The organism is Alterinioella sp. B-7 (genome assembly GCF_056857775.1).
Window position 1 is genome coordinate 1 of record NZ_JBSXNT010000015.1, and the last position, 12,946, is coordinate 12,946.

Here is a 12,946-nt window from a genome sequence, read left to right on the forward strand (position 1 = left end):
GCGGAGTCCGTCCAAAATCGACCAAACCGCCGCTCAGGCGGCACAAACGGCGCGAAAATCGCTGGCAACGGCGTCTGTCCGGCGCCAAACTGCCTTCAAGCCGAAGCCTCGGCGCAGCCGAAGGCGTTGATCAGACGTTCCCTTATTGCCCGCACGCCAAAATCCATGCGCGAGGACCGAGACTGCCAATAAAATGCTCGCCGTCAAATTTTTCATGGGTGCTCCCGTGCGGGCTTGCTTTCCTAGGAAAGATAGCTGTTCACCCAAGGTCCGCAATGGGCTCTCCCCCGACCTTCGCCGCCCATCCCCCAAACGCCTGCTATCTTCACCGGAAAAGGACAATCCACCGCCCAAACCGGATCTCCTATGCGTCCAATTCCGGCCCCATGTTGCCTATGCGCCACCGAGGCGGGGCCGCAGAGAAACCCCCTTCACGCAAGGCGGCCTCTGGTGTCTACTTCCTCACCAACTGGCCAGGGGGGATACTGCCATGTCTGCATCATCGGATCACGCCGATTGCAAGAGGATCGTCATCATCGCGGGGGCCGCGGTGGCGCTGCTCCTGGCGTTCCTTCTGTTCCTGTTCGGCCTGGGCACCATCTGGTCGCTGATCGTTGGTCTTCTGTTCTTTGTCGCGGTGATCGTCTTCGGCCCGGACCTTTTCTGCGGCGACAACCCGCGCTTTGACGTAGGCTCCATGGCCGACACCGCGCGCGCCAAGGCGGCGGCCTCGGTCGCCACTGGCCCCGCCGTCGCCCCCACGCCGGAACCCGAGCCGGAACCGGAGGAAGGCCCCACGCCGGAGCCCGCCACCCCCGTCGTCGCCCCGCAGCCCGATCTGGATGCCGAGCCCGAGCCGGTCGAGGTCGCGCCAAGCGCCCCGCAACCGGTGGAGGATCACGAGACCGCCAAGCCAGAGGACCGCGCGCCCTCGACCATCGCCCCGAGCGCCCCGCAGCCGGTGGAGGACGCCGGCGCCGCCGCGCAGCCCGAAGCCCTCTCAGAGGCGCGCGAGGGCGGGCCTGATGACCTCAAGAAAATCAAGGGGGTGGGCCCGAAGCTGGAGCAGGTGCTACATTCGCTCGGCATCTATCATTTCGACCAGATCGCCGCCTGGGGGCCTGCCGAAGTGGCCTGGATGGATGACAACCTGGCCGGGTTCAAGGGCCGCGTCACGCGCGACGGCTGGGTCGACCAGGCCGGTCTATTAGCCGCAGGCGAAGACACCGAATTCTCTAAAAAAGTGGATGACGGCGACATATATTGACGCGCGGGAGGATGTGAGACATCCGAAAACGAGGATCAACAGAATGACTTTTGCCGATACTCTGTGGCGTAACGCGATCACCGCCCGCAGCACCATGATCACTGCGGCGAACTATTCCGCCGCCTTCTATGGCAATGCCGCCGTGCAGGGCTGGCACCTTGGCATGACAGCGCCGCTCACCTTCTGGCAGACCATGGCACGCACGGTCGCAAGCCCGGCCAATGCCGAGGCCACCGACAACGTGGTCGAGATGCTGCGCGACATCGCCTCGGAACCCGTGGCGGCCATGGCCGAGGTCGCGGAGATGGTCAGCGCCGAGGCCGCAACCGATCCGGCCCCCGTGGCCGAGGCCCCTGCCGCGCCTGTCGAAGCCGCGCCCGCAGAACCCGCGCCCGCAGAAGCCGCGCCGAACCCCGCCCTGCTGGACGCCCCGCGCGGCGGCAAGCCGGACGACCTGACCGCCCTGCGCGGCATCGGCGCGAAACTGGCCGGCAGCCTGAACGAGATCGGCATCTACCATGTCGATCAGATCGCCGCGCTGGACGCTGAGGGCATCGACTGGCTGGACGAGAACATCCCCGGCTTCAAGCTGGCCTGCACCCGCTTCGACATCGTCGCCGGGGCCGCCAAGCGGGCCTGACCCCGGCGCACACTCTTTATAAAACCCGCGCCGGTCAGCCCCGGTGCGGTTTTTCATGTCGCTTGCAGCCGGGCCAGTGGACATTCCCCGCCCGCCTGACCTAAAACCGATCCCGACCGACATGACGTGAAGGCCCGCCCGCCCGCAATGCCCTCCAGCCCCGACACCAACGCCCGCAAGGCGCGCATCGCCGCCATCGTGATGGCCGCGACCATGGTGCTGTGGTTTGGGGCGCAATTCCTGGGCGGACAGCTTGGCCTGCCCGTGCGCTATGTCTTCTTGTTCGACCTTGCGGCAATTGCGGCACTGGTCTGGGCGCTGATTGTGACATATCAGGTCTGGACGGCCCGCCGCCACGAAAGGGACTGAAGGATGCTCCAGGACAAAGACCGGATTTTCACCAATATCTACGGGATGCACGACCGCGACCTGGCCGGGGCCAAGAAACGTGGACATTGGGACGGCACCAAGGATCTGATCGCGCTTGGCCGCGACAAGATCGTCGAGATCATGAAGGCCAGCGGCCTGCGCGGGCGCGGCGGCGCGGGGTTCCCGACCGGTCTGAAATGGTCCTTCATGCCCAAGGAAAGCGACGGGCGGCCCGCCTACCTGGTGATCAATGCCGACGAATCGGAACCTGGCACCTGCAAGGACCGGGAGATTATGCGCAACGATCCCCACACCCTGATCGAGGGCGCGCTGATCGCCAGCTTCGCGATGAACGCGCATGCCTGCTATATCTACCTGCGCGGCGAATATATCCGCGAACGCGAGGCGCTGCAGGCGGCCGTGGACGAGGCGTATGATGCGGGCCTGCTCGGGCCGAACGCCGCCGGGTCGGGTTGGGATTTCGACCTCTACCTGCATCACGGGGCAGGGGCCTATATCTGCGGCGAGGAAACCGCGCTGCTGGAGAGCCTGGAAGGCAAGAAGGGGATGCCCCGGATGAAGCCGCCCTTCCCGGCGGGCGCGGGGCTTTATGGGTGCCCGACCACGGTGAACAACGTCGAGAGCATCGCCGTCGTCCCCACCATCCTGCGTCGTGGCGCGGAGTGGTTCGCGGGCTTTGGCCGGCCCAACAATGCGGGCACCAAGCTCTTTGCGATCTCGGGCCACGTCAACAACCCCTGCGTCGTGGAAGAGGCCATGTCGATCAGTTTCGAGGAACTGATCGAAAAGCATTGCGGCGGCATTCGCGGCGGCTGGGACAACCTCAAGGCGGTGATCCCCGGCGGATCCTCGGTGCCTTGCGTGCGCGGCGAGAACATGCGCGACGCGATCATGGATTTCGACTACCTGCGCGGCGACCTGCAATCGGGCCTCGGCACGGCGGCGGTGATCGTGATGGATCAGTCGACCGACATCATCAAGGCGATCTGGCGGCTGGCGGCCTTCTACAAGCACGAAAGCTGTGGCCAATGCACGCCCTGCCGCGAAGGCACCGGCTGGATGATGCGGGTGATGGACCGGCTGGTGAAGGGCGACGCGGCGGTCGAGGAAATCGACATGCTGCTGGACGTGACCAAGCAGGTCGAGGGCCACACCATCTGCGCGCTCGGCGACGCGGCGGCCTGGCCGATCCAGGGCCTGATCCGCAACTTCCGCGACGAGATCGAGGATCGCATCAAGCACAAGCGCGGCCCCATCGCGGCCGAGTAGGCGCCGGAATGCAGCGGCGAAATTCCTGACAAACCTGTCAGGAAAAGCGGACAAAGCTGTCAGGAATTTCCCGCAGCCCTCGCCGCATCGTGATTTTGCCGGGGGCGGGACCGGGGCTATGCTGACCTGGCCCATTCCCGCAAGCAGGAGCCCGCCCGATGTGCTACGGACCCCATGAACATCGCCAGATGATGCAGGATATGGCGCGCCGCACCGAGGGCCTCCGCGCGCCGAGGGTTTCGCTGGCGGGCGTGCTGGCCGCGCTCGGGCGCTGGCTCGGCGGGCGGCAGGAAGGGGCGCGGGCGGGGCAGCCCATTCCGGCGAAGGCCCGTCGCTAAACTATTGGTATCATGCCATATCCCGTCATGAGGCCCGATCCGAAAGCGCGCGCTGTTGCAAAACTGATCGCCCGACCGTCAGGCAGGCGCCTCATTTCTTGCCCGGTAGGCGCCCACCCGCTATGATACCCGTGAATTGGACAACGCCCCGCGAAAAAGGGGCGAGCCAACGGAGGCGGCAGTGGCAGATCAACCGATGCACAGCAATCGCCCGGTCCTGAGCGGGTTCTACCGGGCCTGGATGACGGTGGTGTTCCTGGTCCTGATCGGGCTCGGGCTTTGGCTCGGCTATACATGGGGCATCGGCGGCTCGATCCTGGGCGCGGTGATCGGGGCGCTGCTGGCGGGCATGGTGATGATGCTGCTGAACACGCCCGAAAAGCTGGAAGGCGCGATCTACTCGACGCTTGGCCTGGCCTTGGTGGGCCTGGTGATCTACCTGATCATCGCCTTCTGGGGCGTGCGGATATAGGCGGTTTCCTCAGGAAATCGGCGACTTCGGGCCGATGTCGCCGGATGACGGGCGGTTGATATTGAATGACAGGGGCCCGTGCCCCACGTCTCAAGCCTCGTCGAGCCGATTTTTCGAAAGGACCTGTTCATGATGCTCCGATTGACCCCGCTTCTGGTTGCGGGCCTTCTGGCCGCCGCGCCCACGCAAGCGCCCGCGCAAGCCGAAGACTGGGACGCGCTGCGCAATGATCCGGTGATCAGCGAGGGCCTGATCAATTTCGCCATCGCGCGCCATATCCATAACCGCTGCCCCGATATCTCGGCCCGCCGCCTGCGCGCGATCGGCTATATCAACAACCTGGTGTCCGAGGCCGAGGCGCTAGGCTATTCGCGCAGCGAGATCCGCGCCTATGTGAACGACGAGGCCGAACAGGACCGGGTGCGCGCCCTGGCCGATGCCCGGCTGGAGCCGCGCGGGGCCTCGCCCACCATGATGGAAGGCTATTGCACCGTCGGCCGCGAGGAGATTGCCGCGGGCTCCGCCATCGGGCAGCTTTTGCGCTGATCGGCACCGCCTGCCGGAAAGAAGGCCCGCGCCGGGATGCCCCCCCCGGCGCGGGCCTTTTCGCGTGTCCGGCGCGGCGAAAAACCACCCCGTCCGGTCACGAATCCCCTCCGTCGCGCGTTGCAAATCCCTCCCGAACGCGGCATTGGGGGGGCCATGTGGAATTTCCGCGTGAATCCGGGTGGGCGCTGCGTTAGACAGGGCTGCAAACCACGCCCCTTCCGACGCGCGCGCCCTGCAAAGGTAAAGCCATGACCGAGCTACGCAAAATCAATATCGACGGCAAAGAGGTCGAGGTCGATCCGGCCATGACCCTGATCCAGGCCTGCGAACAGGCCGGGGTCGAAATCCCGCGCTTTTGCTATCACGAACGCCTCTCGATCGCGGGCAATTGCCGGATGTGCCTGGTCGAGGTCGTGGGCGGCCCGCCGAAACCGGCGGCAAGCTGTGCCATGCAGGTGCGCGATCTGCGCCCCGGCAAGGATGGTGAGCCGCCGATGGTCCGGACCAACAGCCCGATGGTCAAGAAGGCCCGCGAAGGCGTGATGGAATTCCTGCTGATCAACCATCCGCTGGATTGCCCGATCTGCGACCAGGGCGGTGAATGTGACCTGCAGGACCAGGCGATGGCCTATGGCGTCGATTTCAGCCGCTACCGCGAGCCCAAGCGCGCCTCGGAAGACCTGGAACTCGGGCCGCTTGTCGATACCCAGATGACGCGCTGCATCTCGTGTACCCGCTGCGTGCGCTTCACCTCCGAGGTGGCGGGCGTCATGGTGATGGGCCAGACCGGCCGCGGCGAGGATGCCGAGATCACCACCTATCTGGGGGCGATGATCGATTCGAACCTGCAAGGCAATATCATCGACCTTTGCCCGGTGGGGGCGCTGACGTCCAAGCCCTACGCCTTCACCGCGCGTCCCTGGGAGCTGTCCAAGACCGAGACCATCGACGTGATGGATGCGCTCGGCAGCAATATCCGTGTCGATACCAAGGGGCGCGAAGTGATGCGCATCCTGCCGCGCAACCATGACGGCGTGAACGAGGAATGGATCAGCGACAAGACCCGCTTTGTCTGGGACGGGCTGCGCAAGCAGCGGCTGGATAAACCCTACATCCGCGAGAATGGGCGTCTGCGCCCCGCGACCTGGCCCGAGGCTTTGGCCAAGGCGGCGGACGCGATGAAGGGGGCTGGCAAACTGGCCGGTCTGGTCGGCGACCTGGCCCCGGTCGAGGCCGCTTATGCACTGAAAACGCTGGTTGAATCGCAAGGCGGCTCGGTCGAATGCCGCACCGATGGCGCGCGCCTTCCCGCAGGCAACCGCGCCGCCTATGTCGGGACCGCCACGGTGGAGGACATCGACGATGCCGACATGATCCTGCTGATCGGCACCAACCCCCGCGTTGAGGCGCCGGTGCTGAACGCGCGCATCCGCAAGGCCTGGATCGCAGGCGCCGAGGTCGCGCTGATCGGCGAGGCCGCCGACCTGACCTATGACTACTACCATGCCGGGACGGGCCGTCAGGCGCTCTTGGACATGATCGCGGATGGTGTCTCGGAGGAAACCCGCGACGAGAAGAAGACCATCGTGATCGTGGGGCAGGGTGCCCTGCGCGAGGCCGATGGCGAGGCGGTGCTGGCACAGGCGCAGAAGATGGCCGAGATCTCGGGCTCGGGCCTTCTGGTGCTGCACAGTGCGGCGGGCCGGGTCGGCGCGATGGACGTGGGGGCCGTGACCGAGGGCGGCATGGAGGCCGCGATTGACGGCGCGGACGTGATCTACAATCTCGGCGCCGATGAGGTCGAGATCGACGCAGGCGCGTTCGTCATCTACCAGGGCAGCCATGGCGACCGGGGCGCGCACCGCGCCGACGTGATCCTGCCGGGGGCCGCCTATACCGAGGAACAGGGGCTGTTCGTCAACACCGAGGGCCGCCCGCAACTTGCCCTGCGCGCGGGCTTCGCGCCCGGTGAGGCCAAGGAAAACTGGGCCATCCTGCGCGCGCTCTCGGCTGAAATGGGGGCCACGCTGCCCTTCGACAGCCTGGCGCAGTTGCGGACCGCACTGATCGAGGCGGTGCCGCATCTGGGCCGTATCGACGAGGTTCCGGAAAACGAGGGTGATGCGCTGGAGCTTCGCACACCCGGCAATGCCGATTTCGTGCCCGCGATCGGCGATTTCTACCTGACCAACCCGATTGCGCGCGCCTCCAGCCTGATGGCGGAGCTGTCGGCAGGGGCTAAGGCGCGGGCCGAGACGGTCCTGGCGGCGGAGTAACCGGCGATGCCGGGGATCAAAATCGCGGCGTTCTGGGGCGCGTTGGCGGTGCTGGCCGCCTGCGCGCCCGGCGCGCGGCAGGCCGAAACCCCCGAGGCCCCCGAGGCCCCGGAGACCAGCCGCGACATCCCCGTGGAATTGTTCGAGTTCATGGGCGTGCAGACGCGCCTGCTGGATGACGATCTGGTCAATTTCCACGTCACGATGCGCGGCGCGCGCAACCGCGAGGATGTGGCGCTCTATGCCGAATGCGCCGCCGCGCAATATGCGGTGATCCGGGGCTACGGCTTTGCGCGACATGTGCGCACAAATGTGGATGAAGAGTCTGGCCTTTGGCGGGCAGATGCGGTTTACACCGTGTCACCGGCGCTCCCGCGGGGGGTGCAGACGATCGACGCCGAAGTGGTGGTCGCGGACTGTGCCGAGCAAGGCATACCGACGGTGTGAGGGACTATGGTTGAATTCTTTACGACAACGGGTTTGGGCATCACCCTGCTGACCGTGGGGCAGATCCTGCTTCTGGTGGTGCCGCTTCTGGTGGCGCTGGCCTTCCTGATGTATGCCGACCGCAAGATCTGGGCCGCCGTGCAGATGCGCAGGGGGCCCAATATCGTGGGGGCCTTCGGCCTGCTGCAAAGCTTTGCCGATTTCCTGAAATACATCCTGAAAGAGGTCGTGTTCCCCGCAGGCGCCGACCGTGCCGTGTTCCTGCTGGCCCCGATGGTCAGCCTGGTGATGGCGCTGATTGCCTGGGCCGTGATCCCCTTCGATGACGGCTGGGTGCTGGCCGATCTCAACGTCGCGGTCCTCTATGTCATGGCGATCTCGTCGCTGGAGGTCTATGGCGTGATCATGGGCGGATGGGCCTCGAACTCGAAATACCCGTTCCTGGGGTCGTTGCGCTCGGCGGCGCAGATGATCTCCTACGAGGTGTCCCTGGGCCTCATCGTCATTGGCATCGTCATCTCGACCGGATCGCTGAATTTCGGGGCCATCGTCGCCGCGCAGGATGGCAATCTGGGCCTGCTCAACTGGTACTGGCTGCCGCATTTCCCGATGCTGATCCTGTTCTTCATCTCGGCGCTGGCGGAAACCAACCGCCCGCCCTTCGACCTGCCCGAGGCGGAATCGGAACTGGTCGCGGGCTACCAGGTGGAATATTCCTCGACGCCCTTCCTTCTCTTCATGATCGGCGAACTTGTGGCCGTGGTGCTGATGTGCGCGCTGGTTGCGCTCCTGTTCTTCGGCGGCTGGCTCAGCCCCATCCCCGGCCTGCCCGATGGCATCTGGTGGATGTCGATCAAGATTCTGCTGGTCTTCTTCGTCTTCTCGATGGTCAAGGCGATCACCCCGCGCTACCGCTATGACCAACTGATGCGGATCGGCTGGAAAGTGTTCCTGCCGCTTTCCCTGGGTTGGGTCGTGCTGGTCAGCTTCGCGGCAAAGTTTGAATTGTTCGGCGGCGCCTATGCCCGCTGGATGGTAGGGGGCTGAACATGACCCAGATCGACTATACCCGCGCCACGAAATACTTCCTGCTTTGGGATTTCATCGTCGGCTTCAAGCTTGGGCTGAAATATTTCTTCTCGCCCAAGGCGACGTTGAATTACCCGCATGAGAAGGGGCCGCTTTCCCCCCGTTTCCGCGGCGAACACGCGCTGCGGCGTTACCCCAATGGCGAGGAACGCTGCATCGCCTGCAAGCTGTGCGAGGCGATCTGCCCGGCGCAGGCCATCACCATCGACGCCGAACCGCGCGAGGATGGCAGCCGCCGGACCACGCGCTACGACATCGACATGACCAAGTGCATCTATTGCGGCTTCTGCCAGGAGGCCTGCCCGGTCGATGCCATCGTCGAAGGCCCGAATTTCGAATTCGCGACCGAAACGCGCGAGGAGTTGTTCTACGACAAGGCCAAGCTTCTGGAAAACGGCGAGCGGTGGGAAGCCGAGATCGCCCGCAACCTGGAAATGGACGCGCCCTACAGATGAGTGAGAATGTGGATAACCTGATCCTGACCCAATTGTGGGAGATGCGCGAGGAGAACGCGACCTTCCGCAAGGAGGTTCGCAAGGAGCTGTCCGATCTGCGTAACCTGATCGGCGGGCAAGGAGTCTTGCTGACCTCCATCGCGGGATACATCCATCAGGTGGAAGAGCGCGTGGAGTCGCTGGAAGGGACAGACCCGACATGACCGACACCCCGCAAAACCCCTTCGAGGCGCTGTTCAAGCAGACTCAGGACATGGCCAAGGCGATGAACCCCGCGCTGGCCAGCTTCACCCCCGACGGGTTCGAGAAGATGTGGCCCACCATCCCCGCCGAGATGATGGAGATGATGATGGGCAAGCAGTTCAACCCGGAAGGTTTGGACTCGAAAACCCGTCTGCTGCTGACGCTTCAGGGCCTGACCATCCAGGGCGCCCATGCCGAGCCGCAGATCCGCCTGACCGTGCGCCACGCGCTGGAGGCCGGGGCCACCAAGCAGGAGATCGCGGATACCATCGCGCAGGCGGCCATGTTCGGCGGCGTGCCCGCGATGACCAAGGCGATGGACCTGGCCCGCCAGACCATCGACGGAAACGAGGAATAGACCCATGGGCGTTGTCGATTTCACCTTCTACCTGTTTTCGCTCACCACCGTCCTGGCGGGCCTCTTCGTCGTCGTGGCGCGCAACCCGGTGCATTCGGTGCTGTGGCTGATCCTGGCCTTCCTCAGCACGGCCGGCCTGTTCGTGCTGATCGGGGCGGAATTCGTCGCCATGCTGCTGATCATCGTCTATGTCGGCGCGGTGGCGGTCCTGTTCCTCTTCGTCGTCATGATGCTGGACGTGGATTTCGCCGAGTTGAAGGCCGAGATGGCGAAATACGTGCCGCTGGCGGGGCTGATCGGCGTGGTGATCCTGATCCAGCTGTCGATGGCCTTCGGGTCGTGGCAGTTCTCGGAAGGGTTCGACGGACGCCTCGGCAACCCGACGCCCGCGCTGTCCGAGATGCACAATACCGAGGCGCTCGGCGCGATCCTCTATGACCGCTACTTCCTGCTGTTCCAGCTTGCCGGGCTGATCCTGCTGGTCGCCATGATCGGCGCGATTGTCCTGACCCTGCGCCACCGCACCGACATCAAGCGCCAGAACGTGCTGGCCCAGATGTATCGCGACCCAGCCAAGGCGATGGAGTTGAAGGACGTGAAACCGGGGCAGGGTCTGTAACGCCCGCCCGCACAGATATTCGAGGGCCCGCGCGCCCTCGACGACGAATGAATGGGGACGTGAAAACCCCGGAGGGACGAGATGAGTATCGCACTTGAACATTACCTGACGGTGGCCGCCGCGCTGTTCGTCATCGGGATTTTCGGGATCTTCCTGAACCGCAAGAACGTCATCATCATCCTGATGTCGGTCGAACTGATGCTGCTGGCGGTCAATATCAACCTCGTCGCCTTCTCCGCCTATCTGGGCGATCTGACGGGGCAGGTCTTCACCCTCTTCGTCCTAACCGTCGCCGCCGCCGAGGCCGCCATCGGCCTGGCCATCCTGGTCTGCTTCTTCCGCAACCGCGGCACCATCGCGGTCGAAGATGTCAACGTGATGAAGGGCTGAGACCATGGAAACCATCCTCCTCTTCGCCCCCCTGGTCGGCGCCATCATCTGCGGGTTTTCCTGGCGGCTGATCGGCGAACAGGCGGCCTGCGTGGTCTCGACCGGCCTGCTGTTCCTGTCCATGGCGCTGTCCTGGATCGTGTTCTTCGCCTTTGACGGTGAGACCTATACCCGCGACCTCTTCACCTGGATCGCGTCCGGATCGCTTGACACAAGCTGGCAGGTGCGCATCGACCGGCTGACCGCGACGATGCTGATCGTGATCACCTCCGTCTCGGCGCTCGTGCATCTCTACAGCTTCGGCTACATGGCGAATGACGAGCATTTCCGCGAAGGCGAGAGCTACCGCCCCCGCTTCTTCGCCTATCTCAGCTTCTTCACCTTCGCGATGCTGATGCTGGTGACGGCGGACAACCTGTTGCAGCTCTTCTTCGGCTGGGAAGGGGTCGGCGTCGCCTCCTACCTTCTCATTGGCTTCTACTTCCGCAAACCGACCGCCGGGGCCGCCGCGATCAAGGCCTTCGTCGTCAACCGGGTCGGCGACTTCGCCTTCCTGCTTGGCATCTTCGCGCTCTACAAGCTGACCGACAGCATCAATTTCGACGTGATCCTGGCCATGGGGCCGGAACTGGCGGAGATGACGATCAGCTTCCTGGGCTATGAATTGAACGCGGCCAACACCATCGGCATGCTGCTGTTCTTTGGCGCGATGGGCAAATCGGCGCAACTGTTCCTGCACACCTGGCTGCCCGACGCGATGGAAGGCCCGACGCCGGTATCCGCGCTGATCCACGCCGCGACCATGGTGACGGCGGGCGTGTTCCTGGTCATCCGCATGTCGCCGGTGCTGGAATACGCGCCCTATGCGACGAATTTCATCGTCATCATCGGGGCCGCGACGGCGTTCTTTGCCGCGACCGTGGGCCTGGTGCAGAACGACATCAAGCGCGTCATCGCCTATTCGACCTGTTCGCAACTGGGCTACATGTTCGTGGCGGCGGGTGTGGGCGTCTATTCGGTCGCGCTCTTCCACCTCTTCACCCACGCCTTCTTCAAGGCGATGCTGTTCCTCGGCGCAGGCTCCGTCATCCACGCGATGCACCATGAGCAGGACATGCGCAACTATGGCGGTCTGCGCAAGAAGATTCCGCTGACCTTTGCCGCGATGCTGATCGGCACGCTGGCCATTACCGGCGTCGGCATCCCGCTGACCTATATCGGCTTTGCCGGGTTCCTGTCCAAGGACGCGGTGATCGAGAGCGCCTTCGCCTTCGGCGGCGGGCTTGGCCTCTACGCCTTCTGGGCGCTGGTCATCGCCGCCTGCTTCACCAGCTTCTATTCCTGGCGCCTGATCTACCTGACCTTCTTCGGCACCCCGCGCGGCGACCGCCATGCCCATGACCACGCCCATGAAAGCCCGATGACCATGCTGATCCCGCTTGGCGCGCTGGCGCTCGGGGCGGTGTTCTCGGGCATGATCTGGTACAGTTCCTTCTTCGGCTCGGTCGACCAGGTGGGCCGGTTCTTCGGTGTGGAATACGCCGAGGAGGGTGAGGTCGGCGCAGAGGAAGCCCATGCCGAGGAGGCGGGCGACCCCGTCACCGAGGAGGCCGCTGCCGAGGAGGCGGGCGACTACGCTGGCGAAGACGCGGGCGGTTACGGCGAAGCGCATTACGTCTTTACCGGCGCGCCCGGCGATGGTGCGATCCACATTGCGCCGGACAACAATGTCCTGAACGACGCCCATGCCGTGTCCACCTGGGTCAAGCTTGCGCCCTTCATCGCCATGCTGATCGGGTTCGGGACCGCGACGCTGTTCTACATCGTCAACCCGTCCCTGCCGCGCCGTCTGGCCGAGACCAACCGCCCCGCCTACCTCTTCCTGCTCAACAAGTGGTATTTCGACGAGATCTACAACTGGCTCTTCGTGATCCCCGCGGGCTGGCTTGGCCGTCTCTTCTGGCGCCGGGGCGATGGCAATATCATCGATGGTGGCATCAACGGGCTGGCGATGGGGATCATCCCCTGGTTCACCAGGATGGCGGGCCGCGCGCAATCGGGCTACCTCTTCCATTACGCATTCGCCATGGTCCTGGGCATCGCCCTTCTGATCACCATCGCGACCCTGAGCTTCGGGGGCTGAG

General features: G+C 64.6%; 16 protein-coding genes. All 16 read left to right on the forward strand.

The genetic code is table 11. The annotated features are described in order from the left end of the window. Positions 1–490 precede the first annotated feature (490 nt). The 16 genes from AC13C7_RS00900 to nuoL all read left to right on the forward strand — a co-directional run bounded on the left by AC13C7_RS00900 (position 491) and on the right by nuoL (position 12,945). Entirely contained in the window at positions 491–1,267 is a 777-nt protein-coding gene (locus tag AC13C7_RS00900; RefSeq protein ID WP_482866314.1) for a hypothetical protein, read from the forward strand. A gap of 43 nt (positions 1,268–1,310) precedes the next feature. Next, positions 1,311–1,907, forward strand: coding sequence for a hypothetical protein (locus tag AC13C7_RS00905; protein WP_482866315.1), 597 nt, complete (start codon positions 1,311–1,313; stop codon positions 1,905–1,907). Positions 1,908–2,054: 147 nt separating this feature from the next. Continuing rightward, positions 2,055–2,276 carry a DUF5337 domain-containing protein gene (locus tag AC13C7_RS00910; RefSeq protein ID WP_474886586.1) on the forward strand — a complete coding sequence of 74 codons (222 nt, stop codon included), beginning with the start codon at positions 2,055–2,057 and terminating at the stop codon, positions 2,274–2,276. A 3-nt stretch (positions 2,277–2,279) separates the two neighbouring features. Beyond that, positions 2,280–3,566, forward strand: a complete 1,287-nt coding sequence (nuoF, locus tag AC13C7_RS00915; protein WP_172317242.1) for an NADH-quinone oxidoreductase subunit NuoF — start codon at positions 2,280–2,282, stop codon at positions 3,564–3,566. Between the two features lie 158 nt (positions 3,567–3,724). Next, positions 3,725–3,904, forward strand: a complete 180-nt coding sequence (locus AC13C7_RS00920) for a hypothetical protein (protein ID WP_172317244.1) — start codon at positions 3,725–3,727, stop codon at positions 3,902–3,904. 181 nt (positions 3,905–4,085) lie between these two features. Beyond that, positions 4,086–4,376, forward strand: a complete 291-nt coding sequence (locus AC13C7_RS00925; protein WP_482866316.1) for a hypothetical protein — start codon at positions 4,086–4,088, stop codon at positions 4,374–4,376. 129 nt (positions 4,377–4,505) lie between these two features. Beyond that, entirely contained in the window at positions 4,506–4,922 is a 417-nt protein-coding gene (locus AC13C7_RS00930; protein ID WP_482866317.1) for a DUF5333 domain-containing protein, read from the forward strand. A 251-nt stretch (positions 4,923–5,173) separates the two neighbouring features. Continuing rightward, entirely contained in the window at positions 5,174–7,201 is a 2,028-nt protein-coding gene (gene nuoG, locus AC13C7_RS00935) for an NADH-quinone oxidoreductase subunit NuoG (RefSeq protein WP_446169623.1), read from the forward strand. Between the two features lie 6 nt (positions 7,202–7,207). Then, the gene (locus AC13C7_RS00940; protein WP_482866318.1) at positions 7,208–7,648 is read left to right on the forward strand and encodes a hypothetical protein; all 441 of its coding nucleotides are present in this window, start codon (positions 7,208–7,210) and stop codon (positions 7,646–7,648) included. A 6-nt stretch (positions 7,649–7,654) separates the two neighbouring features. Then, positions 7,655–8,695, forward strand: a complete 1,041-nt coding sequence (gene nuoH, locus AC13C7_RS00945) for an NADH-quinone oxidoreductase subunit NuoH (protein ID WP_172317254.1) — start codon at positions 7,655–7,657, stop codon at positions 8,693–8,695. Positions 8,696–8,697: 2 nt separating this feature from the next. Next, a complete protein-coding gene (gene nuoI, locus AC13C7_RS00950; protein ID WP_446169624.1) occupies positions 8,698–9,192 on the forward strand; it encodes an NADH-quinone oxidoreductase subunit NuoI in 495 nt (164 codons plus the stop codon). Continuing rightward, positions 9,189–9,395: a hypothetical protein gene (locus AC13C7_RS00955; RefSeq protein ID WP_482866319.1), complete on the forward strand. Its 207-nt coding sequence runs from the start codon at positions 9,189–9,191 to the stop codon at positions 9,393–9,395. Before nuoI ends, AC13C7_RS00955 begins: the two co-directional genes overlap by 4 nt. After that, positions 9,392–9,793 (forward strand): carboxymuconolactone decarboxylase family protein, encoded by a 402-nt coding sequence (locus tag AC13C7_RS00960; RefSeq protein WP_482866320.1) that lies wholly within the window; start codon positions 9,392–9,394, stop codon positions 9,791–9,793. Before AC13C7_RS00955 ends, AC13C7_RS00960 begins: the two co-directional genes overlap by 4 nt. Positions 9,794–9,797: 4 nt before the next feature. Then, positions 9,798–10,412 (forward strand): NADH-quinone oxidoreductase subunit J, encoded by a 615-nt coding sequence (locus tag AC13C7_RS00965; RefSeq protein WP_172317264.1) that lies wholly within the window; start codon positions 9,798–9,800, stop codon positions 10,410–10,412. A gap of 81 nt (positions 10,413–10,493) precedes the next feature. Further along, entirely contained in the window at positions 10,494–10,802 is a 309-nt protein-coding gene (gene nuoK / locus AC13C7_RS00970; RefSeq protein ID WP_172317266.1) for an NADH-quinone oxidoreductase subunit NuoK, read from the forward strand. Positions 10,803–10,806: 4 nt separating this feature from the next. Further along, on the forward strand, positions 10,807–12,945 hold the full coding sequence (gene nuoL, locus AC13C7_RS00975) for an NADH-quinone oxidoreductase subunit L (protein ID WP_482866321.1): 2,139 nt from the start codon (positions 10,807–10,809) through the stop codon (positions 12,943–12,945). Position 12,946: the final 1 nt, after the last annotated feature.